Raw genomic sequence first — 22,499 nt, forward strand, 5'->3', positions numbered from 1 at the left:
CTTACTCTTCTGCCGCCAGGCATTGCAAATGGCCGTGGCGCACGCCGCGCTGGGCGATAACGTCGTCGGCAAAATGCTGTACTTCACCCATTTTGCCTTTCAGCACGGCAATCTCTAAGCAGTCGTCGTGGCTGATATGCACATGCAAGGTGGCGACAGATAAATCGTGATGATGATGCTGCGTGGCGACGATACGGCTCGCCAGATCGCGTTTCTCATGTTCATACACGTACGAGAGCACGGCGTAGCCCTGCTTTTCATTGTCCTGTGCGGACTCCTGTGACAGCGCGCTGCGCAGAATGTCCCGCAGCGCTTCTGAGCGGTTGTTGTAGCCACGGCGTTCGCTGAGGTTATCCAGCGTTTCGAGCAGGTCATCATCCAGTGTTATGGTCACGCGTTGCATGGCAGGATCCTTGTTAATGCGCGGGGGAAGGCAGGCAATACCGCCTGTTGTAGCGTTTGCCCGGCCTGAGAGGTAAAACGTAGCGGCGTCGCGACGTCCAGCGTTTCAACGATAGTGCCGTTTTCCATTACCATCACCCGCTGGCAAAAGCGCTCCACCAGACGTAAATCGTGGGTGATAAACAGGCAGGCGACGCCGGATCGCTCTTGCAGGCGTTTGAGCAGGCGAATCACCCCGGCCTGGAGCACCAAATCCAGGCTGGAGACGGCTTCGTCCAGAATCAGCAACGTGGGTTCCACCGCCAGCGCACGCGCCAGGCACACGCGCTGCAACTGACCGCCGCTCAGCTGCGGCGGGCGTTTATCCAGCAGCGTGCTCTCCAGCTCAACATCGTCCAGCAACTGCGTAATGCGCGCCTGCTGTTCCGTTTTCGCCAGTTTCAACAAATGGCGCAAGGGTTCGCGCAGAATGTCGCGCACGGTTTTACGCGGGTTCACCGCACTTATCGGATCCTGAAAGACCATCTGAATATCGCGGCGAAAGGCTTTGCGGGCGCGGGCGTCAAGCCGGGACAGCGGCGTGCCCTGCCAGACCACATTGCCCTCGTTTGGCGTTTCCAGCCCGACCAGCAGCCGTGCCAGCGTGCTTTTACCACAGCCGCTGCGTCCCAGTAAGGCAACCGTCTCGCCGCTCTTCAGTTGCAGGGAAATATTGTCGAGGATCCGTTGCTGATGATAACCATGTGACAGACCGTTCACATCGAGCAGATTCATGAGGTTAGCTCCATCCCGTACAGTGCCAGATGCGCCGCCACCAGTTGGCGTGACACCGGGTGCTGCGGTGCGTGAAACAGTGACTGCACCGCGCCATATTCAATAATGCGTCCGTGATCCATCACCGCCACGTCGTCCGCCAGGCGTGCTACGACACCCATATCGTGGGTCACCAGCAGCATGCCGGGCTGGCGCTTGCGAACAATGTTCTCCAGTAAATCCAGAATGCGCGCCTGCGCCACGGCATCAAGATCGGTGGTGGGTTCATCGGCAACGATATAGGCCGCGTCGCTGAGCAACGCCATGGCAATCATCATCCGTTGCAGCATGCCGCCGCTCATCTCGAAGGGGTAGAGCGAGAGTACGCGTTGCGCCTCGTCCAGCCCCACATCCTGCAGTGCCGCCAGCAGTGTTTCGTCATCTGCGGGTTTGCCCAACGCCAGGCAGGTTTCCCGTGCATGTTCCGCCATGGTGCGTAACGGATTAAACGCGCTGCGCGGGTTTTGCATCACTGTCGCGACGGTGATGCCGCGTAGCGCCTGCGGGCTGACAATCGCGCCATCCGCCAGCACCCGGCCAGCGGTTTGCCGCACGCCAGGCGGTAATACGCCGAGTGCCGCCGCGCAGGTCAGTGATTTGCCGCTACCGCTGCCGCCCACCAGTGCCAGCACGCGCCCGCGTTGCAGCGTTAACGAGACGTCCTGCACCAGCGGGCGTTCCGCATGCAGGGTAATACTCTCCAGGCTCAGTTGTGCAGGCATCAGTGGGCGTGCTCCGTTTCCAGATGAGGATCAAGATGGTCGCGCAACGCGTCGCCCACCAGGTTAAATGCCATCACGCTGATAAACAGCGCCAGTCCTGGCCACAACATTTGCAGCGGCTGTGTCCAGATATATTGCCGTGCGTCGTTGATCATCACACCCCATTCGGGGGTTGGCGCGGTGACGCCGAGACCCAGAAAGGACATGCCCGCCACATGCAGCATCATATGACCGATATCCAGCGTCGCCAGTACCAGTAGAGACGGTACCACTGCGCCTGCCAGGTGATCGCGAAAGACGTGGAGAGAACTGGCACCGCAGAGCCGTGCCGCCAGTACATACTCACGACCGCGTAGCGAGATCACCAGGCTGCGCACCATGCGGGCGTACCAGGCCCAGTGGGAAAGGGCGATAGCGATGATGACATTGGTCAGCCCGGTGCCCAGTACGCCGACCATAAAAAAGGAGAGGATGGAGGTGGGGAAGGTCATAAAGATATCCGCCACGCGCATTATCCCCTGGTCAACCCGGCCGCCCAGCAGTCCGGCGCAGCCGCCTGCCGTTAAGCCCAGTGCCAGTACCAGCAGCAGGCACAGCATGACCGATCCCAGCGAAACACGCGTGGCGGCCATTAAGCGTGAGAAAATATCGCGCCCGAGATGGTCTGTACCGAGCCAGTGCTGGCTACCCGGTGGCAATAGCCTGGCAGGTAAATCAATGGCCTGCGGATCATAAGGTGTCCACCACTGGCAGGTCAGGGCAATCACCAACAGCAGGAATAAGATCAGCAACGCAATACGCACCGGCCAGCGGGCCGTGTTCAGAAAGTGCATCAGTGCGCTCCTTCATGGTGACGAATACGCGGGTCCAGCGCTGCGCTCAGCAGGTCCACCGCCAGGTTGCACAGCACAAAGACCATGACCATCACTAATGTAAAGCACTGGATCACCGGGTAGTCGCGGTTAAAAATCGCCGACACCGCATAGCGCCCGATACCGGGCCAGGCGAAAATACTTTCGATAATCATCGTACCGCCAATCAGCTCGCCAATGTGCATCCCCAGCGCAGTGATCACCGGAAGCGAAGCATTACGCAGAATGTGCCGCCGCTCAGTTTGCTTCTCGCTTAACCCCCGCAGCCGTGCCCAGGTCACATGGCGCTGCCCGGCGGCTTCCAGCATGCTGGCGCGCAGCAAACGGGCGTTGATGGCCAGCGACATAAACGCGATAGAGAGCGCAGGCAGGATCACATGCTGCCAGCCGCCATAACCCAGGGCGGGCAGCCACTGCAAATGCACGGAGAAAAACATCACCAGCAGGAAGGCCAGCCAGAAGTTAGGCATCGACACCCCGAGGAACGCGATTGCCCGTACGGCGAAATCCGGCAGCCCGTCGCGGTGGCGCGCCGCCCAGATGCCGAGTGGGACAGAGGTGAGTAAAATCAGCACCAGCGCAGCGCCTGCCAGTTGCAGCGTGGCGGGCAGAAAGTGCAGTACATCGTCCAGCACCGGGCGTTGCGTGGCATAAGAGAGGCCGAAATCAAGGTGCAGCGCGCGCCATAGCCAGTGGCTATATTGCGCGATCAGCGGCTGGTCGAGACCCAGTTGGATGCGGGTGGCGGCAATCATCTCCGGCGTGGGTGGCAGGTTGGACAGCCGCAGATAGTCCATTGCCGGATCGCCCGCGCCCAGGCGTAGCAGCAGAAAAATCACCACCGAGGCGGCGAAGATCATCGGGATCAGCAACAGCAAGCGCTTGCAGATATAGCGGCTCATTTTGCGGCGCCTGGCGTGAGCTGATCAAAGGGGATCTCCGACGCGATGGGGGCGAAGGGGATGGCCCCCAGTTCGGGTTTCGCCACCACCATCATGGAGATATAGCTAATCGGCAGATAGACCGCGTCGTTATGCAGACGGGTGAGAATATCCCGGTATAGCGCCTGACGTGCGGTTTCTTCGCGGGTCGTCAGCACTTCACCAATCTCTTTGTCGATCACAGCCTTGTCCGGCAGGCCAAGCTGCGCCTGATAATCCGCATGCGACGGTACGCGCATTGAGCTCATAAAGGCGTGCGGGTCGTACGGCGCGCCCCAGGTGCGGTTGAAAATCATGCCGAAACGCCCGTCGCGCTGACGTGCATAAATGCTGCTCTCTTCTTCACCAACCAGTGCAACGTCCACGCCGATAGCACGCAGATTGGCCTGGATGATCTCTGCCATCGATTTGCTTAACGCATCGGTGCCGATAAACGCCAATTCGACATGCAACGGCTGCCCGGCTTTTTCACGGATGGTTTTCCCGGCGGGTAACGTCCAGCCCGCCTTATCCAGCAGCGCGCGCGCCTGCGCTGGATCGTACTGGCGCGGTTTCAGGCCAATATTGGCGTACGGTACAGACGGGGCAAACAGCGTGTCGGCAACCTGTTGTGTGCCATACAGTGCGCCATCAATCAGCGTCTTTTTGTCCACTGCATAGTTTAGCGCTTCACGCACGGCTAACTCGTTCGTTGGTGCGCGTGCCGAGTTTAGCGCCAGCATCACGGTCTCCATCGGGGCGGAGAGCTGTGTATGCCACGCCGGGTTTTGACTGAAGCGGGCAAACGTATCCAGCGGCAGCAGCCCTTCATTACCGTACAGCAGATCGATATCCCCGGTTTCAAACGCCACGGCGCGGCTGGTCGGGTCGGGGATCACGTTGACGATGACTTTACCGAATGCCGGTTTTTCGCCCCAGTAATGTTCATTGCGCACCAACACGTCGTACTGGTTCAGGCGCGATTCCTGCAACACCCACGGCCCGGTGCCAACTGGTGCGACGATACCGTCCTTTGTTCCGTGTTGTTTAAATTGCGAGGGGGCGATAAAGCGGAACGGGCGGGGCAGGGAGAGTTCTTGCAGGAAAGGATAGTAGGCGCTTTTCAGGGTAATTTGTAACTGGCTGGGGCTCAGGGCTTTGACGTCGGTGATCTGATTGGTTAGCTCCAGCCAGGCATGGCGCTGGCGATTATCCAGCACGGCGCGAAAATTCTCTGCCGCCGCCTGGGCATTAAAGGGTTCGCCGTTGGAAAAAGTCACCCCCTCGCGCAGGGTGAAGACCCAGATTTTGCCGTCTTCCGAGTGCGTCCAGCTTGTTGCCAGCCAGGGCTTCACACTGCCGTCGGCCTGGTATTTCACCAGTGCTTCGTAAACCATGCTTTGGGCGAACATCTGGTTCGGAGTGTAAAGGTGTGGATTCAGTGGGCCAACGTTCACCGGCCAGGCGGTGGTGAGCGTCGGTAACGCCGCAGAAACGGCGAAAGATGCGCAGAGCAGCAGCAGAGCGCCGGCTTGACGATAGAAAGACACAGTAGGTTCCCTGACGAAAAGTATGGCGAAGAAGTATGATGATTTTAGATATTCATCATACGAATAGTATGTTTTGGATCAAAAACCCTGTCACTTAAAGGGGTTTAACCGCACAGCCTGCACAGGTAGCATGATGGCAGCGTACTCAGAAGGGTAAATAGGATGACTACAACGCTGAATATCCTGGCGGCAGGAAGCCTGAAGTCTGCCTTTACCCCTTTACTGGCGGCCTTTCGCGAGCAGAGTGGAATGGCGGTGACGGCGGATTTTGGCCCGGCGGGCCTGCTGCGGGAACGTATTGAGGCCGGAGAACCCTGCGCACTGTTTGCCTCGGCCAATACCGCACACCCGCAGGCCTTACTGGCAAGCGGGTGTGCGCTCGAGGTGCACACCTTTGCCCGTAACTGCCTGAGCCTGACAGTTCGTCATAGCGCGTCCACACGGCAGGCCGACTGGCTTACGCTGTTGGCGGATACCCGGCTGCGTCTGGCGACCTCCACGCCCGGCTGCGATCCTTCCGGCGACTACACCTGGCAGTTGTTTGCCCATATCGACACCCTGCGCCCCGGTCTTGGGCAGCAATTGATGCAGCGCGCGTTGCCGCTGGTGGGCGGACGTGAAACCTTAGGCGTGCCGCCAGGCGAGATTGCCAGCGCGTGGCTGTTGCGTCAGGGATGGGCGGATATGTTTATTGGCTATCAACACTATACCCGGCGCCTGTCAGAAGAGGCGGATCTGCGGGTGGTGACGATCCCGGAGGCCGACAATATTCGCTGCGACTATCAACTGGCGCTGCTGGAGGCACAGGCGACGCCGCTGATGCACTTTATTCTCTCTTCGCAGGGGCAGACGTGGTTACAGGCCGCCGGGTTCTTGCCGCCGCAGATCGAATAGTGGCACCAGCGCCGCACCGTGTGCGTCATCAAGCTGGATGCGGCGTACCGGTATACCGTAGGCGCGTTGCAGGTTCTCTTCGCTCAGCAGGGTGTGCGTCTTTCCGGCGAGCCATTGCTGATCCGGCAATAGCAGCAGTGTGTTGTCGGCAACCTGCCAGGCATGGGTAGGATCGTGGGTGGTGAACACCACGCTGCGTGCTTCACGATGAGCCAGGGTGGCAATCAGCTGTAAGACGATTTGCTGGTTCGCCAGATCGAGCGCCGAGCAGGGTTCATCCAGCAGGAGGGTGCGATTTCCGCTGACCAGCGCGCGGGCAATCATCACCAGTTGTTGCTGCCCGCCGGAGAGCGTCAGAAAGGTACTGCGGGCCAGAGTGTGCAGATTGAGCCGACGCAGGGCATTGTCGACATGCCTATTGTCCTGTTTCGAGGGCATTGAGAGCAGCCCCACATGGCGGGCGCGGCCCATCAGCACCACATCATGCACGCTCCAGTCAAAGGCTGGGCGAAAAGATTGCGGCACAATACTGATACCGCCCTGCACGGTAAAATGGCCCGCCAGCGCCGGCAGCACACCGGTGAGCGTATCCAGCAGGGTACTTTTCCCCAGGCCATTCGCCCCCAGGACTGCCCAGATTTCCCCCGGCTTGCAACAAAAGCTGAGCGGTGAAAAGAGCGGTTGGCCGCGACCGAAAACCAGTCCTTCAACCGTTAACGCGGGTTGTGTCATTGCGTGCTCCTGCGGGTGGTGTGGAAAAGCAGTACCGCGAACATCGGTGCGCCAAGCAGCGCAGTGATTATACCGATAGGGATCTCCGCCTGCGTCAGGGTACGCGCCAGATCATCCACCACAATCATAAAGCTGCCACCAAGCCAGAAGGCGACGGGCAACAGGTGGCGGTGATCCGCCCCAACCAGCAAACGCGCCAGATGCGGGATAACCAGGCCGACCCAGGCAATGCTGCCGCTGACCGCCACTTGCGACGAAACCAGCACCGCGCAGCAGATCAGCACGCTGCGACGCAGCATTTTCAGCGGCACGCCCAGCGCCAACGCATCTTTCTCTTCCAGCGCCAGCAGATTAATGCGCCAGCGCAACTGAAACAGCACCACGGTGACGAACGAGACCGGAATGGCCAGCATAGCGACTTTATGCCAGTTGGCCGTGGCAAAACTGCCCAGTAGCCAGAACACGATATTGGGCAGGGTCTCTTCGCTGTCAGCCAGGTACTGCATCAGGCTCACCAGTGCGGCAAAAAAACCGCTGATGATAATGCCGGAGAGGATCAGCATCAGGGTGTTTTCCCGCTGCTGTAAGGCGGCAATAAGCCAGACCAGAATCAGCGCACCAAGGCCAAAACCAAAGGTGGAGACCATCATGATGAGCGGGCTGACGCCAAGCAAAATGGCCAGTGTTCCGCCAAACGCGGAGCCGGAGGTCACACCAATAATATGCGGATCCACTAATGGGTTCTGGAACACACCCTGTAACACCGCACCACACAGCGCGAGCCCGCCGCCCGCCAGCAGAGCCAGCAGAATACGCGGCAAACGCACCGACCAGACAATCTGCCCGGCGGTGCCATCACCCGGAAAGGAGACGATCTGTTGCATCACCTCGCTCAGCCCCAGCCGGTACTGGCCCAGACAGAGTGAGGCCAGCGCCAGGCACAGTGTCAGGACAATAAACCCGCCATGCAGCAGCGGGTAGCGGTTAGTGGCCTGCATTCGCGTGCCAGTCAACACGGTAGAAGCGCTGGTAATATTTCTGCGCTTCGGCGTCGACATTCACCGCTGCATAACGTGCCGGGTAGAGTTTTTTCGCCATCCACAGCTCGCCGATAGCCAGCGCTTCCGGCATCGGATAGCCCCAGGCTTTGACGTATTCCGGCATCAACCAGACACGGTGGTTTTTCACGGCATCGATGTTTTTCCAGCCTGGATCGTTCTCAATAGCGGTCACCACTTCCGGGTAACGATCCTGCACAAAAATGACCTGCGGATTCCACTGGATCACCTGTTCCAGCGACACCTGATGCGCGCCTTTGATGGTCGCGGCAGCCACGTTTTTCGCGCCAGCGTGCTCCATCATCAAGCCGGTATATTTACCGGAGCCATAGGTATTCAGATCCGGGTTGGCCATATAGACGCGGATTTTGTCTGCTTCGGCAACCTTCGCCACAGGGGCGTTCGCTTTTTCGCGCGCGGCAAAGGTGTAATGGATCAGATCTTCCGCTTGTTGTTTGCGATCCACCACGTCTGCGATCAGGCGGATCCCTTGCTTCAACCCCTCGTTGTAGGCTCTCTCTTCATCGTCCATGGTGGGGTTCATTTTGTTTTTCTCCCCGGCGGCATCTTCACGCAGCGACACGGCGACCACCGGAATCCCAGCCTGTTCGATCTGCTGGATCATATCGGCTGGCGCATAGTTGGCGATAAATACCACCTGCGGGTGTAGCGCCAGCAGGCTTTCAATGTTCACCTGGGTCAGATCGCCCGGTGTCGGGAGCGTTTTAATCGTCGGCATAAAGCGGGCGAAGCCCGGACCAAGCTGCTTCTTCCAGCTACTGAGGACGCCAACAACATCGTCTGTGGCGTTGAGCTGCACCAGCAGGTTGAGGGTCTGGTGTTGTAGCACCACTGCGCGGGTGACATGGTCCGGCAGGGTGACCTGGCGTCCCAGTTGATCGGTGAGGGTGCGTTCTGCGTGGGCAAACAGGCTGGCGCAGGCCAGCGTAAAGCCCAGCATCAATGATGTGATTTTTGACATGGTATCGCTCATAAAGGAGTTGGCGATATATATTAAATTATATAACGAATGCACCTGCAAACATTTCTCGCAGGAAATTCAGGGGCATACAGCAGACTACGTTTGTTGAGTGCGCTTACGCCTCTTTAAAGAGCTGCAACAGCCTTTCCACCTGCTCATCCAGTGGGGCGAGATCTTTTTTCACAATCAGATGCAGCGGCGTGGCGCGCCGTACACCGTGGCTGAGCGGCAGGATGCGCAGCGTGTCGTTAGCCAGCAAGGGCTGGATCCGCTCTTCCGGTAGCCAGCCGTAGCCTACCTGATACTGCACGGCTTCGACGGCCGCATCAATGGTAGAAAAGGTCCACGAGGCCTGCGCCACCGGGCTTTGCCGATCGTCACCTTCGGCAATGCGGATCAACGGCCAGGCGGCGAGCATCGCTTCGCTCACCTCTTCGGCGGCACAGAGGGGGTGATCGCGGTGCGCCACGGCGACAAAATCGATATTCATCAGCCATTCGCCGCGCCCGGTCATATCCTGGCGACGGGTCAAAATCATCACATCCGCCTGTGCATGCACCGGCAGGTCGGCAGAGGCGGTTTCCAGCACTTCTGTCAGGCGCACCTGCGTTTGTGGGTAGCATTGCTGAAACTGGCGCAAAATGGCGAATAACCGTGAGCGCGGAAAAATGCTGTCCACCACCAGATCCAGACGCGTACGCATGCCGTTACGCAGTGTGGCCGCGCGGGTTTCCACCCAGTCAAAAGCTTTCAGCAGTGGTTTGACCTGCTTCAGCAACAGCTCGCCAGCAGGTGTCAGCACCGCGCGCCGCCCCTCCTGCATCAGTAATGCTACGCCCAGTCTCTCCTGCAATAGCGCCAGGTTATAGCTCACCGAAGACTGGCTGCGGTGCGTCTCTTCAGCGGCTTTCGCAAAGCTGCCTAGCTCTACCACTTTTTGCAGTAGCGCCCATTGTTCCAGCGTGGTCTTGTGCATGACTCATCTAAAAATTGAATGAATGTGATGCAAATATAGCGTTTTTTATTGATTTTTTGCAGGCGTACGATGGTGCTATTCCAACAGAGGAGAGAAAAAATGAGCACCTTTGATAAACACGATTTGAGCGGTTTCGTCGGCAAACATCTGGTTTATACCTACGATAACGGCTGGAATTACGAGATTTACGTGAAAAATGACACCACGCTCGACTACCGTATTCACAGCGGCATTGTGGCGAATCGCTGGGTGAAAGATCAAAAAGCATTTATCGTTCGCGTAGGCGAAAGTATCTATAAAATTTCCTGGACAGAGCCAACCGGTACCGATGTCAGCCTGATTGTGAACCTTGGTGATCGCCTGTTCCACGGGACCATTTTCTTTCCGCGCTGGGTCATCAACAACCCGGAAAAAACGGTCTGCTTCCAGAACGATCATATTCCGCTGATGGAGTCGTACCGCGCAGCAGGCCCGGCTTACCCGACAGAAGTGATTGATGAATTTGCCACGATTACTTATGTGCGCGACTGCGGCGCCAACAATGACAGCGTCATTGCCTGCGCCGCCAGCGAATTGCCAGCCGGCTTCCCGCAGAATCTTTCGTAATTTATTAACGCTATTTAATATATTTCAACGGTTACGATTGAAATAATTAATTGCATAACAGTATTATTTTTTTTGATTTTGTTGCTGTGTTGTTTAAATAAGTGTATCCACGCCCTTGTGTACAGTGCAGGGCGTGGATTGTTACATTTATTTGACACTGATCACACCCGTTGAATGCATAAATGTTAATTAAGCTGTTGTTTTTATTTATAATTTCAATGATTTTATATTTCTTATTTCCCTCTTTTCTTAATCTTGTCCTAATATTCAATTGATAATATTCAGAAATAAGCTGTGATGAATGATAATTGGGACAACCGGACGTTCATTATATTTCGGTTTAACTTCCATCCGCCATTTTACTCAATAGCCGCAAAGTGTCTTTGTGGGGTCCTTTAACGCGTCTGTGACGCAGGGAAAAAAAGATGAGTGATTTTCTACCGTTCTCGCGTCCCTCGATGGGGGAGGAAGAACTCGCCGCTATCCAGCAAGTGCTGGCATCGGGTTGGATCACGACCGGCCCGAAAAATCAGGCTCTGGAAGAGGCTTTCTGTACGTTAACCGGTAACCGCCATGCCATTGCCGTGAGCTCGGCGACGGCAGGGATGCACGTGACGCTGATGGCGTTGGGCATTGGGCCGGGGGATGAAGTCATTACGCCATCAATGACCTGGGTGTCCACGCTCAATATGATCGTGCTGCTGGGCGCGACGCCGGTAATGATTGATGTCGACAAAGATACGCTGATGGTTACGCCGGAAGCGATTGATGCGGCCATCACGCCGCGCACCCGGGCGATTATTCCGGTGCACTACGCCGGAGCCCCGGCGGATATTGACCCTATCCGCGCGGTGGGTGAAAAACACGGCATTGCGGTGATTGAAGACGCTGCGCATGCTGCCGGTACGTACTACAAAGAACAGCACGTTGGCGGCAAAGGAACCGCGATTTTCTCCTTCCATGCCATCAAAAATATGACCTGCGCCGAAGGCGGGTTGGTGGTGACGGACGATGAGCAACTGGCCAACCGCATTCGCAGCCTCAAATTCCACGGCCTCGGCGTGGATGCCTACGATCGTCAGACGCACGGTCGCGCGCCGCAGGCGGAAGTTATCTCGCCGGGTTTCAAATATAACCTTGCCGATATTAATGCCGCCATCGCCCTGGTGCAGCTTGGCAAGCTGAAAACGGCGAACGCCCGCCGCCACGAGATTGCGCAGCGCTACTTGCGCGAACTCGCCGATACGCCGTTCCAGCCGCTGGCGCTACCGTCATGGCCGCACCAGCATGCCTGGCACCTGTTTATTCTGCGTGTTGATGAACAGCGTTGCGGCATCACCCGCGATGCATTAATGGAAACGCTAAAAGCGCAAGGCATCGGCACTGGCCTGCATTTCCGCGCTGCGCATACGCAGAAGTATTACCGCGAACACTTTCCTGTCTCGTTACCGAATACCGAGTGGAACAGTGCGCGCATTTGCTCTATCCCCCTGTTCCCGGACATGACCCATGACGACACAACCCGCGTCATTGACGCGCTCCATCGCATTGCAGGACGCTGATATGTTTACCCTGCCTCCCGTTGAAAAAGTCTCCGTGGTGATCCCGGTTTTTAACGAAGAGGAGAGCTTACCTGAGCTGATCCGTCGTACGACCGGCAGTTGCGACAGCCTCGGTATCGACTATGAAATTCTGCTGGTGGATGACGGCAGCAGCGACAACTCCGCGCAGATCCTCACGACCGCGGCAGAGCAGCCCGGCAGCCATATTGTGGCCGTGCTGTTGAACCGGAACTACGGTCAGCACTCCGCAATCATGGCGGGCTTCAGCCATGTCACTGGCGATTTGATCATCACGCTGGATGCCGACCTGCAAAACCCGCCGGAAGAGATTCCGCGCCTGGTGGCGAAGGCGAACGAAGGTTACGACGTGGTGGGCACCGTGCGCCAGCATCGGCAGGACAGTCTGTTCCGCAAACTGGCGTCACGCACCGTTAACCGGTTGATCCAACGGACCACCGGTAAAGCGATGGGGGATTATGGCTGCATGTTGCGTGCGTATCGCCGCCATATCGTCGATGCCATGCTGCACTGCCATGAGCGCAGTACCTTCATTCCGATCCTCGCCAATACCTTTGCCCGTAAAGCGGTGGAGATCCCGGTGCAGCATGCCGAGCGCGAGTTTGGCGATTCGAAATACAGCTTTCTGCGTCTGATCAACCTGATGTACGACCTGGTGACCTGCCTGACCACTACGCCGCTGCGCTTGCTCAGCGTTGTGGGCAGCGTGATTGCCCTGGCGGGCTTTTCGCTGGCGGTGTTACTGGTGGTTCTGCGTCTGACGTTTGGGCCGCAGTGGGCAGGCGAAGGGGTGTTTATGCTCTTTGCCATCCTGTTCACGTTTATCGGCGCACAGTTTATCGGTATGGGACTCCTTGGGGAGTACATCGGCCGTATCTACAACGATGTTCGCGCCCGTCCACGCTATTTTATTCAACGTGTTGTTCGTCAGGAGCACGACGCTCCGCAAGAGGAAAATAATCAATGAAAGCTGTTGTCTTTGCCTATCACGATATGGGTTGTGTCGGCACTCAGGCGTTGTTGGATGCCGGGTTTGAGGTTGCGGCGATTTTTACCCACCCGGACAGCGCCAATGAAAACCACTTTTTCGGTTCCGTCGCGCGCATTGCCGCAGAACGCGGTATTCCGGTGTATGCTCCGGAAGATGTTAACCACCCGCTGTGGGTCGATCGCATTCGCGATCTCAACGCGGATGTGATCTTCTCGTTCTACTATCGCAATTTACTGTGCGACAAGATCCTCAACAGCGCGCGTCTTGGCGCATTCAATCTGCACGGCTCCCTGCTGCCGGCTTACCGTGGACGTGCGCCGCTGAACTGGGTACTGGTGAACGGGGAAACGGAAACAGGCGTAACGCTGCACCGGATGGTGGCGCGTGCCGATGCGGGCGCAATTGTGGCGCAGCAGAAAGTCGCCATTGCCGACAGTGATGATGCGATGTCGCTGCACCGCAAACTGAGCGAAGCCGCGCAAACTCTGCTGCGTAGCACGCTGCCGACCATCAAAGCGCAGACCTTCACGGAAACCGCACAGGATGACAGCAAAGCCAGCTACTATGGCCGTCGTACCCCGGAAGATGGGCGTCTCGACTGGGAGTTGCCGGCGCAAACCCTGCACAACCTGGTGCGCGCAGTGTCCGACCCGTGGCCGGGCGCATACAGTTTTGCCGGGACACACAAATTTATCGTCTGGAAATCCCGCGTGCGTAATGACATTGCGGCGGCCAGAGCCGGTACGGTGCTGTCTGTCTCTCCACTGGTGGTCGCCTGTGCTGAAGGCGCGCTGGAAATCCTTACCGGGCAGGTGGACAACGGTGTCTATATGCAGGGCGGGCAACTGGCGCAGTCTCTGGGTCTGGTGGCCGGTGCGCTGTTAACCAGCAAGCCGGTGGTTGCGGTGAAACGCCGCACGCGCGTATTGATCCTCGGCGTGAACGGCTTTATCGGTAACCATCTGACCGAACGCCTGCTGAATGACGATAACTACGAAATTTATGGTCTTGATATTGGTTCAGATGCCATCAGCCGTTTCCTCGACTGCCCGCGTTTCCACTTTGTAGAAGGCGATATCAGCATTCACTCTGAGTGGATCGAGTACCACATCAAGAAATGCGATGTGGTGCTGCCGCTGGTGGCGATCGCAACGCCAATCGAATACACCCGCAACCCGCTGCGCGTATTTGAACTTGATTTTGAAGAGAACCTGAAAATCATCCGTGATTGCGTGAAATACAATAAACGCATCATTTTCCCGTCCACTTCAGAAGTGTACGGCATGTGCACCGACAAAGTGTTCGACGAAGACAACTCCAATCTGGTAGTTGGCCCGATCAACAAACAGCGCTGGATCTATTCAGTGTCAAAACAGCTTCTGGACCGGGTGATTTGGGCGTATGGCGAGAAAGAGGGCCTGCGCTTTACGCTGTTCCGTCCGTTTAACTGGATGGGGCCGCGCCTGGATAACCTCAATGCGGCGCGTATCGGCAGCTCGCGTGCGATCACCCAATTGATCCTCAACCTGGTGGAAGGGTCGCCGATCAAGTTGATCGAGGGCGGCAAGCAAAAACGTTGCTTTACCGATATCAGCGACGGCATCGAAGCGCTGTTCCGCATTATTGAGAACAAAGAAGGGCGTTGCGACGGGCAGATCATCAACATTGGTAACCCGGAGAACGAGGCCAGTATTAAAGAACTGGCGGAAATGCTGCTGGCCAGCTTCGAGAAGCACCCGCTGCGCGACCGCTTCCCGCCGTTCGCCGGTTTCCGCGAAGTAGAGAGCAGCAGTTACTACGGCAAAGGGTATCAGGACGTGGAGCACCGTAAGCCGAGCATTCGTAACGCGAAACGCTGCCTGCACTGGGAGCCGAAAGTCGATATGCGCCAGACCATTGATGAGACGCTGGATTTCTTCCTGCGTACCGTAGAACTCTCGGATGAGAAAAACGCATGAAGTCAGTCGGCTTACGCATTGATGTCGACACCTTTCGCGGCACTCGCGACGGTGTGCCGCGTCTGCTGACGTTGTTGAAAAAGCACAATATTCAGGCGAGCTTTTTCTTCAGCGTCGGGCCGGACAACATGGGGCGCCATATCTGGCGCCTGCTTAAGCCGCAATTTCTGTGGAAGATGCTGCGCTCGCGCGCAGCATCCCTCTACGGGTGGGATATCCTGCTGGCTGGTACGGCGTGGCCGGGTAAGATCATCGGCGAAGCCAATGCAGAAGTGATTCGCGCTACTGCACAAGTGCATGAAGTCGGCCTGCACGCCTGGGATCATCATGGCTGGCAATGCTGGAGCGGCGTATGGGATCAGCCGAAGCTGGAGGCCGAGATCGAACGGGGCCTGTTGGCGCTGGAAATGATCATCGGGCGGGCCGTGACCTGTTCCGCCGTGGCGGGCTGGCGTGCGGATCAGCGTGTCGTGAAAGCCAAAAATGCGTTTAATTTTCGCTATAACAGCGACTGCCGCGGCACCCGACCTTTCCGGCCGCAGCTCACAGAAGAGGAGTGCGCTGTCCCGCAGATCCCTGTGACGCTGCCGACCTGGGATGAGGTGGTGGGAACGCGCGTCGATGCGGCGAACTACAACCGTTTTATTCTTGACTGTATCCACCGGGATAACGGTACGCCGGTTTATACCATCCATGCTGAAGTGGAAGGCATTATCGGCGCAGACGGTTTTGATGAATTGCTGAGTATGGCCGCGCGCGAAGAGATCGCCTTTTGCCCTCTGAGTCAGCTATTGCCGACGGATGTCAGCACGCTACCGGTGGGGAAAGTGGTGCGCGGACAAGTGGCTGGCCGGGAAGGCTGGCTGGGTTGCCAACAACTGTTGAGTGCCAGGTAATGAAATCCACTAACGCTGTGTTGGGTCTGGTTGCACTATTTGTTCTCTATTACCTTGTTCCCCTTGAGTACCGGCTGCTCTGGCAACCGGATGAAACCCGCTATGCGGAGATCAGCCGGGAGATGCTTAATAGCGGTGACTGGGTGGTACCTCATTTTCTGGGACTGCGTTATTTTGAAAAACCCATCGCGGGTTATTGGATCAACAGCCTCGGTCAGTGGCTGTTTGGACATAACAATTTTGCAGTGCGTTTTGGCTCTGTCTTTTCCATTACCGTGTCGGCACTACTGGTTGCGGCGCAGGCGTGGAACATGTGGCGCGACAAAGCCGTTGCCGTGCTTTCTGGCGTTATCTTTCTGACGGCGTTTCTGGTGTACGGTATCGGTACCTATGCGGTGCTGGACCCGATGATTACGCTGTGGATGACGCTGGCGATGTACAGCTTCTGGCTGGCAGCGCAGGCGCAAACGCGCGGCGGCAAATTCGCCGGTTATACGCTGTTGGGCATTGCCTGCGGCATGGGGGTGATGACCAAAGGTTTTCTGGCGCTGGCTGTGCCGGTGCTGGGCGTGCTGCCGTGGGTGATCACGCAAAAGCGCTGGAAAGAGGTGCTGTTGTGGGGCTGGTTGGCCATTCTCTGCTGCGTACTGACGGTACTGCCTTGGGGGCTGGCGATTGCCACGCGTGAAGCGGACTTTTGGCGCTACTTCTTCTGGGTCGAGCATATTCAACGGTTTGCCCAGCAGGATGCGCAGCATAAAGCGCCGTTCTGGTATTACATTCCGTTCCTGATTGCCGGCAGTTTGCCGTGGCTGGCGTTGCTGCCCGGCGCACTGAAAACGGGCTGGTTGGCGCGTAAGTCTGTTCTGCAAGAGGCGTTTTACCTGTTCGGTTGGGTGGTGATGCCACTGCTGTTTTTCAGCATCGCGAAGGGTAAGCTGCCAACCTATATCCTGCCCTGTTTTGCGCCGCTGGCGATCCTGATGGCGCGCTATGCGCTGACTCTCGCACAGACAGGTGGACGGGCATTGCGTATTAATGCGTGGATCAATATCGTCTTTGGTCTGGTCGGTCTTATCGCCGCGATTGTCGTCTCGCCGTGGGGATTCCTGAAACACCCGGTGTGGGCGCCCATTGAGCTGTATAAAGCCTGGCTGGCGGCTTTTGCCTTGGGCGTATGGGCGCTGTTTGGCTGGCTGGCGCTGAAAACCAGCGAACAGCGCTGGCCGCTCGCCGCGCTCTGCCCGTTGGGGCTGGCGCTGGTAGTGGGGACGGTGATCCCGGACAAGGTAATGGATTCCAAACAGCCGCAATTTCTCATCAACTTTGTTAATGAAGCGCTGAAGCCAAGTCGTTACGTGCTGACGGACAATGTGGGCGTAGCGGCGGGACTGGCCTGGGAACTGAAGCGTTCCGATATCATTATGTTCGGCTCGCGCGGAGAGCTGACCTATGGCCTGGCCTACCCGGATGCGAAAGATCGCTTTGTGGAGGAAGACAACTTCAGCGACTGGCTGGCGCAACGCCGTCAGCAGGGGGTTGTGTCGCTGGTGCTGCATCAATCTAACCCGGATGACTTTACCCGGCTGCCGATCCCGAAGCCGGATAACGTCTATGTACAGGGGCGTATGGTCTTTATTCAGTATTATCCGCAATGATGAGCTGGTTGCTGCTCGCACTGGCAAGCCTGTTGAGCTGCGCCGGGCAACTGTGCCAGAAACAGGCGACACGCCCGGCAACGCCCGGGCATCGCGGCAGGCACGTTGGCCTGTGGCTGGGTCTGGCGTTGGCCGCGCTGGGCGCGGGCATGGCGCTGTGGTTGCTGGTGTTGCAGCGTCTTCCTGTGGGCGTCGCGTACCCAATGCTAAGCCTCAATTTCGTGTGGGTCACGCTGGCGGCGCGTTTCGTCTGGCGTGAGCGGGTGACCGCCCGTCATGCCGTTGGCGTGCTACTGATCATTATCGGCATTGTGCTGTTGGGGAGTTCGCTATGAAAGGCGTGGTCTGGGCGCTGATGAGTGTGTTGCTGGTCAGCGTCGCGCAGTTACTGCTGCGCTCAGCAATGCAGGTACTGCCGCCGGTTGCGCCCTCCTGGGAGTTTATCAGCGCCGTACTGCAACCGCAGAAAGGGACGCTTATGCTGCTGTCTGGCCTGCTGGGGTATGTCGCGTCGATGGGATGCTGGTTTTTTGCCCTGCATCGCCTGCCGCTGAGCAAAGCGTATGCTCTGCTCAGCCTGAGTTATATTCTGGTGTGGGTTGCCGCCATCTGGCTTCCCGGCTGGCACGAACCGTTTTCGTGGCGCGGCGCGCTGGGGGTGCTGGTGATTGTGGCAGGCGTGCTGGTTATCTTTCTGCCGGGAGCGTCGCGAGCAGATCGGCCGAAAGCGTAAACGGCGTCGGCGTGCAGACTGACAGGCTCACCTCGCCAACCTGGCAGTGGCTAACATTGAGATTGGGCGTGTTGCGGCTGTCAACGCTGACAATTTGCCAGGCGCTGCCGCCACGCTGCTTGATAATGGCTTCTTTGCGTGTCCAGATTTCCCAGAACGCCGTCAACTGGTGATCCGGGCACCATTGCTCAAGTTCATCATGTTCCGCCTGACTGAATACCGCATTAGCCAGCGTGCGCCAGTTGGCGCGCGGGCGTATCACTTCAATATCACAACCCACTTCACCTTCATCGCTCAACAGGAGCGCAATACGATCGCCACTGTGACTCAGGTTGAACCACAGCGGCGTCCCGTTGGCGAATGCCGGTTTGCCTTGCTCGCCGTAGACAATATCAGGTAGCGGAGAACACTCGCGCGCCAGTAATGCCCGCCCGGCAAGCCAGCTCTCCCGGCGTTTGCCCTGCGGCGCTTGTTGTCTGAGTGCGGGCGGAATGTTGCCAGCGCTCAGTGCGGAGATATGACCCAGTACTACCCGATACATACGTTATGCCCAGCGTTTAATAATGATGGAGGTGTTAATGCCGCCAAAAGCGAAGTTATTGCTTTGCAGGTATTCGCAATCGATCCGGCGCGCTTCACCTTTGATGTAATCCAGTGCGCCGCACTGTTCATCCGGGGTGGTCAGGTTGAGCGTTGGCGCAAACCAGCCTTCACGCATCATTTGCAGGCTCATCCAGGCCTCCAGCGCGCCGCATGCCCCAAGGGTATGACCGAAGTAGCTTTTCAGCGACGAGATGGGAACATTATCGCCAAAGATGGCCGCCGTCGCCTGACTTTCTGCGATATCGCCGCGATCGGTGGCCGTGCCGTGTGCGGAGATATAGCCAATATCCAGCGGGCTGAGTCCGGCAATTTTCAGCGCCTGCTCCATACAGATTTGCATGGTTTCCCGCTGTGGCTGGGTGATATGTGCCGCGTCGCAGTTGGTCGCAAAGCCGACGATTTCACCGAAAATGGTCGCACCGCGCGCCTTCGCATGTTCCAGTTCTTCCAGAATCAGCGTGCCCGCACCTTCACCGATCACCAGACCGTCGCGGCTGGCATCGAACGGGGAGGGCGTGGTTTTCGGTTCATCGTTGCGCTGGCTGGTGGCAAACAAGGTATCAAACACCGCCGCTTCCGATGGGCACAGCTCTTCTGCGCCGCCCGCGACCATAACGTCCTGATAACCGTGACGAATCGCTTCCCAGGCATAACCAATGGCCTGGCTTCCGGAAGTACAGGCACTGGAGGTGGGGATAACGCGTCCGCGCAGGCCGAAAAACAGCCCGGTGTTCACCGCCGTGGTGTGCGGCATCATCTGCACATAGGTTGTGCCGGTGATATTGTTGGTGTGTTTTTCGGTCAACATGGTGGCGAACTCGCTCACCGGTCCGGTACTGCCGGTCGAGGAGCCGTAAGCAATGCCGGTATTGCCGCTGGTTAATACCGGATCGTCAATCAACCCGGCCTGTTCCAGCGCCAGTTCGCTGGCGCGGGTGGAGAGCAGCGATACGCGGCCCATTGCACGGATGCGTTTGCGAGTGTAGTGATCCGGCAACGTGAAATCATCAATCGGCGCGCCAAGCAGGGTATGCAGACCGTCGTAAATTTGCCACTCCGGCATTTTGCGGACGGCGTTTTCATAGGTCAGCAGACGTTTTGACACATCCTGCCAGCTCTGGCCAAAGGCGGTCACGCCGCCCATGCCGGTAATGACGACGCGACGTGTCATAACATTCCCCCGTTGATGGAAATAACCTGGCGGGTCACGTAACCCGCAATATCTGACATTAAATAGCTGGCAAGCCCGGCCACTTCTTGTGCCTGGCCCATACGTTTCATCGGGATGATCGCCATCGCTTCTTTCAGCGCGGCCTCTTCCATTTCAATCATGCCGGTATCAATCAGCCCCGGTGCGATGCAGTTGACGGTGATTTTGCGTTTCGCCAGCTCAATCGCCAGTGCTTTTGTGGCGCCGATAATACCGGCTTTTGCCGCACTGTAGTTAACCTGGCCACGATTGCCCATCACCCCGGAAACCGACGAGAGGGTAATGATGCGTCCGCCTTTGCGCAGGCCAATCATCGGCATGATGCAGGGCTGAATCACGTTGTAGAAGCTGTCGAGATTGGTGTGGATCACCGCATCCCAGTCATCATCGCTCAGTGCCGGGAACGCCGCGTCACGGGTGATACCTGCATTGCTGACCACGCCATACCAGGCACCGTGCTGCTCAATATCCTGTTCCAGAACACGGCGACACTGTTCGCGGTTGCCGACATCAAAACTCAGCAGACGGCCCGCGCCGCCCGCCTGCTCAATGGCGCGTAGCGTTTCCTGCGCGCCGTTTTCGTCACGATGATAGTGCACGCCAACGGTAAAGCCATCGGCGGCAAGGTGTTGGGCAATGGCGCGGCCGATGCCTTTACTGGCTCCGGTAACCAGAACGGAACGATTCATGCTTCTGCCCCTTTCGATGTGTGTGGTTGATGAAACAGCGCACTAAGCTCGTCTTTTGTTGGCTGGAAAGTGTTGATGCGCCCGACAGAAACGGTGTCTGCGCCAATCTGGATCGTGCAGTCGAAGCTGCCGAAACGCGTATCCTGCATCAGCAGTTTGGCGTGGATATCCAGCACTGCGCCTGCGGGCAATGAGCCTGCGGCGCAGGTCAGCTCGCGCGCGCCGAGCACCATACCCAACGCAATGCTCTCTTCGCCGCGTTGCAGGCGGTGCCAGCCGGACCAGACGCCAATGCATTGCGCCATCAGCTCCAGCGCATACCAACCGGGCAGGTTGCCTTGCGCATCCATAAAGGGCGACAGCACGCCCCCCTTATTCACGCTCACCCGGCAGTGGGCATCGTCATCCGTTACCGAAATAACGTCTTCCAGCAGGATCATCGGCGTGTCATGGGGCAGATATTCCCCCGCCGTAAGGTACTGAATCATGTCACTCTCCCCAGCAAAATACTGGCGTTGTTTCCGCCGAAGGCGAAGGAGTTAGATAAAATGACCGGACGCGCCAGTGGCTCTGCAGCCAACAACAGGCCGCAGGCCGGGAGCGTTGGATCGATAGGCCCACGGCTAAAATCCTGAGGCGGTAGTGGTAAGTCGCGTTGCAGGATCAGCGCGCTCAGCGCCGCTTCCGTAATCCCCGCCGCGCCCAGCGTGTGTCCGGTTAAGTGTTTGGTGGAACTGCACGGCACACCCTCACCAAACAGTGTGTGCACGACCGCTGATTCAATCTGATCGTTGAGCGGCGTGGCGGTGCCATGCAGATTGATATACCCCACATCGGCCGGCGTGAGCCTGGCTTGCGCCAGCGCCATATTGATGGCGCGGATAGCGCCTTCCCCCTGTGGATGCGGTGCGGAAATATGCCATGCATCACTGGATTCGCCGGTGCCAAGTAGCGCCAACGGCTGCGGCTCACGGGTCAGCACCATCAGTGCCGATGCCTCGCCAATCGTAATGCCGCAGCGGTCACGGCCAAACGGCTGGCACAGCGTCGTGGAGAAGGACTCCAGGCTATTAAACCCGTTGACCGGCATTCGGCTCAGGGAGTCTGCGCCGCCTACAATCGCCACATCTGCCAGACCGGCTTCAATCAGGCGGTGACCATTGATAATGGCGCGCGCGCTGGAAGAGCACGCGGTGGAAACGGTAAACGACGGGCCTTCCAGCGCCAGCCAGCGACTTAAAAAGCGCGATGGATCGCCCAGTTCCTGCTGTGGGTAGCGCCATGCAAGGCTCTCTTCCCCGTTGAGCGAAAGTCGGACGTGCAGATCCCCTTCATCCAGCCCGGAAGTACTGGTGCCCAGCACCACAGCCACGCGGTCGCGGCCATAGCGGGTAATCGCCTCATCCACCGTTGGCTGGATGTGTTCCAGCGCCGCCAGTAGCAGTTGATTATTGCGGCTGCGGTGGGCATCCATTTGCGGCGGAATGGCGGGCAGTTCGCCGTCCACGCTGCCGAGTACCACCTCCGTGTGCCCCTGCAGCCAGCCTGTACGGGTGTGCATCCCTGGCGCATGGCCGCGCGTCAGGTTGGCGGCTATCTCATCCAGGGTGCGCCCCAGCGCGTTCACCATGCCGATGGCAGAAATGTAGATCAT

At 57.9% G+C, this 22,499-nt stretch carries 24 protein-coding genes; 9 read left to right on the plus strand and 15 right to left on the minus strand.

The genetic code is table 11. The features are described 5' to 3' along the window. Position 1: 1 nt before the first annotated feature. Genes nikR through nikA form a run of 6 tightly spaced genes read right to left on the minus strand, consistent with a single transcriptional unit; the run spans position 2 to position 5,279 of the window. A complete protein-coding gene (nikR, locus tag ABGA49_RS08060; RefSeq protein WP_061492756.1) occupies positions 2-403 on the minus strand; it encodes a nickel-responsive transcriptional regulator NikR in 402 nt (133 codons plus the stop codon). Next, positions 391-1,176, minus strand: coding sequence for a nickel import ATP-binding protein NikE (nikE, locus tag ABGA49_RS08065; protein WP_088238336.1), 786 nt, complete (start codon positions 1,174-1,176; stop codon positions 391-393). Before nikE ends, nikR begins: the two co-directional genes overlap by 13 nt. Beyond that, entirely contained in the window at positions 1,173-1,937 is a 765-nt protein-coding gene (gene nikD / locus ABGA49_RS08070; protein ID WP_061492760.1) for a nickel import ATP-binding protein NikD, read from the minus strand. The genes nikE and nikD overlap by 4 nt, the downstream gene beginning before the upstream one ends. Then, entirely contained in the window at positions 1,937-2,770 is an 834-nt protein-coding gene (nikC, locus tag ABGA49_RS08075) for a nickel ABC transporter permease subunit NikC (RefSeq protein ID WP_061492762.1), read from the minus strand. The genes nikD and nikC overlap by 1 nt, the downstream gene beginning before the upstream one ends. After that, the gene (nikB, locus tag ABGA49_RS08080) at positions 2,770-3,711 is read right to left on the minus strand and encodes a nickel ABC transporter permease subunit NikB (protein ID WP_061492763.1); all 942 of its coding nucleotides are present in this window, start codon (positions 3,709-3,711) and stop codon (positions 2,770-2,772) included. Before nikB ends, nikC begins: the two co-directional genes overlap by 1 nt. Continuing rightward, complete coding sequence (gene nikA / locus ABGA49_RS08085; protein WP_347665406.1) at positions 3,708-5,279, minus strand: nickel ABC transporter substrate-binding protein; 1,572 nt, start codon at positions 5,277-5,279, stop codon at positions 3,708-3,710. The genes nikB and nikA overlap by 4 nt, the downstream gene beginning before the upstream one ends. A 162-nt stretch (positions 5,280-5,441) precedes the next feature. Between nikA and ABGA49_RS08090 the strand changes: the two genes are divergently transcribed. Next, on the plus strand, positions 5,442-6,173 hold the full coding sequence (locus tag ABGA49_RS08090) for a substrate-binding domain-containing protein (protein ID WP_347665407.1): 732 nt from the start codon (positions 5,442-5,444) through the stop codon (positions 6,171-6,173). Here the strand turns inward: ABGA49_RS08090 and ABGA49_RS08095 are convergent. The 4 genes from ABGA49_RS08095 to ABGA49_RS08110 all read right to left on the minus strand — a co-directional run bounded on the left by ABGA49_RS08095 (position 6,135) and on the right by ABGA49_RS08110 (position 9,921). Then, on the minus strand, positions 6,135-6,905 hold the full coding sequence (locus ABGA49_RS08095; protein WP_134319056.1) for an ABC transporter ATP-binding protein: 771 nt from the start codon (positions 6,903-6,905) through the stop codon (positions 6,135-6,137). The genes ABGA49_RS08090 and ABGA49_RS08095 overlap by 39 nt on opposite strands. Then, entirely contained in the window at positions 6,902-7,903 is a 1,002-nt protein-coding gene (locus ABGA49_RS08100; RefSeq protein WP_347665450.1) for an iron ABC transporter permease, read from the minus strand. Before ABGA49_RS08100 ends, ABGA49_RS08095 begins: the two co-directional genes overlap by 4 nt. Beyond that, on the minus strand, positions 7,890-8,924 hold the full coding sequence (locus ABGA49_RS08105; RefSeq protein WP_134319172.1) for an ABC transporter substrate-binding protein: 1,035 nt from the start codon (positions 8,922-8,924) through the stop codon (positions 7,890-7,892). Before ABGA49_RS08105 ends, ABGA49_RS08100 begins: the two co-directional genes overlap by 14 nt. Before the next feature lie 136 nt (positions 8,925-9,060). After that, entirely contained in the window at positions 9,061-9,921 is an 861-nt protein-coding gene (locus ABGA49_RS08110; protein ID WP_061492774.1) for a LysR family transcriptional regulator, read from the minus strand. Between the two features lie 99 nt (positions 9,922-10,020). Between ABGA49_RS08110 and ABGA49_RS08115 the strand changes: the two genes are divergently transcribed. From ABGA49_RS08115 to arnF, 8 genes are all read left to right on the plus strand, one after another. Continuing rightward, positions 10,021-10,527 (plus strand): phenolic acid decarboxylase, encoded by a 507-nt coding sequence (locus tag ABGA49_RS08115; RefSeq protein WP_061492777.1) that lies wholly within the window; start codon positions 10,021-10,023, stop codon positions 10,525-10,527. Between the two features lie 425 nt (positions 10,528-10,952). Beyond that, positions 10,953-12,089, plus strand: a complete 1,137-nt coding sequence (arnB, locus tag ABGA49_RS08120; RefSeq protein WP_061492779.1) for a UDP-4-amino-4-deoxy-L-arabinose aminotransferase — start codon at positions 10,953-10,955, stop codon at positions 12,087-12,089. 1 nt (position 12,090) lies between these two features. After that, complete coding sequence (gene arnC, locus ABGA49_RS08125; protein ID WP_061492781.1) at positions 12,091-13,074, plus strand: undecaprenyl-phosphate 4-deoxy-4-formamido-L-arabinose transferase; 984 nt, start codon at positions 12,091-12,093, stop codon at positions 13,072-13,074. Then, on the plus strand, positions 13,071-15,056 hold the full coding sequence (arnA, locus tag ABGA49_RS08130) for a bifunctional UDP-4-amino-4-deoxy-L-arabinose formyltransferase/UDP-glucuronic acid oxidase ArnA (protein WP_347665408.1): 1,986 nt from the start codon (positions 13,071-13,073) through the stop codon (positions 15,054-15,056). The genes arnC and arnA overlap by 4 nt, the downstream gene beginning before the upstream one ends. Beyond that, positions 15,053-15,952, plus strand: a complete 900-nt coding sequence (gene arnD, locus ABGA49_RS08135) for a 4-deoxy-4-formamido-L-arabinose-phosphoundecaprenol deformylase (protein WP_347665409.1) — start codon at positions 15,053-15,055, stop codon at positions 15,950-15,952. Before arnA ends, arnD begins: the two co-directional genes overlap by 4 nt. Further along, entirely contained in the window at positions 15,952-17,610 is a 1,659-nt protein-coding gene (gene arnT, locus ABGA49_RS08140) for a lipid IV(A) 4-amino-4-deoxy-L-arabinosyltransferase (protein ID WP_347665410.1), read from the plus strand. Before arnD ends, arnT begins: the two co-directional genes overlap by 1 nt. After that, on the plus strand, positions 17,607-17,945 hold the full coding sequence (gene arnE / locus ABGA49_RS08145; RefSeq protein WP_061492789.1) for a 4-amino-4-deoxy-L-arabinose-phosphoundecaprenol flippase subunit ArnE: 339 nt from the start codon (positions 17,607-17,609) through the stop codon (positions 17,943-17,945). The genes arnT and arnE overlap by 4 nt, the downstream gene beginning before the upstream one ends. Continuing rightward, positions 17,942-18,343: a 4-amino-4-deoxy-L-arabinose-phosphoundecaprenol flippase subunit ArnF gene (gene arnF, locus ABGA49_RS08150; protein WP_347665411.1), complete on the plus strand. Its 402-nt coding sequence runs from the start codon at positions 17,942-17,944 to the stop codon at positions 18,341-18,343. Before arnE ends, arnF begins: the two co-directional genes overlap by 4 nt. On the opposite strand, the gene acpT is transcribed toward arnF, so the two are convergent. From acpT to ABGA49_RS08175, 5 genes are read right to left on the minus strand one after another with little or no spacing between them, the layout of a single operon-like run. Further along, positions 18,297-18,884, minus strand: a complete 588-nt coding sequence (acpT, locus tag ABGA49_RS08155) for a 4'-phosphopantetheinyl transferase AcpT (protein WP_347665412.1) — start codon at positions 18,882-18,884, stop codon at positions 18,297-18,299. The genes arnF and acpT overlap by 47 nt on opposite strands. A gap of 3 nt (positions 18,885-18,887) precedes the next feature. Then, complete coding sequence (locus ABGA49_RS08160) at positions 18,888-20,117, minus strand: beta-ketoacyl-ACP synthase (protein ID WP_061492793.1); 1,230 nt, start codon at positions 20,115-20,117, stop codon at positions 18,888-18,890. Then, a complete protein-coding gene (locus tag ABGA49_RS08165; RefSeq protein ID WP_061492794.1) occupies positions 20,114-20,845 on the minus strand; it encodes a 3-ketoacyl-ACP reductase FabG2 in 732 nt (243 codons plus the stop codon). The genes ABGA49_RS08160 and ABGA49_RS08165 overlap by 4 nt, the downstream gene beginning before the upstream one ends. After that, the gene (locus ABGA49_RS08170) at positions 20,842-21,333 is read right to left on the minus strand and encodes a hypothetical protein (RefSeq protein WP_061492795.1); all 492 of its coding nucleotides are present in this window, start codon (positions 21,331-21,333) and stop codon (positions 20,842-20,844) included. The genes ABGA49_RS08165 and ABGA49_RS08170 overlap by 4 nt, the downstream gene beginning before the upstream one ends. After that, complete coding sequence (locus tag ABGA49_RS08175; RefSeq protein ID WP_347665413.1) at positions 21,330-22,499, minus strand: beta-ketoacyl-[acyl-carrier-protein] synthase family protein; 1,170 nt, start codon at positions 22,497-22,499, stop codon at positions 21,330-21,332. Before ABGA49_RS08175 ends, ABGA49_RS08170 begins: the two co-directional genes overlap by 4 nt.

The sequence above is a fragment of the Kosakonia sp. WA-90 genome, from assembly GCF_039871955.1.
In the GTDB taxonomy this organism is placed as follows: Bacteria; Pseudomonadota; Gammaproteobacteria; order Enterobacterales; family Enterobacteriaceae; genus Kosakonia; species Kosakonia oryzendophytica.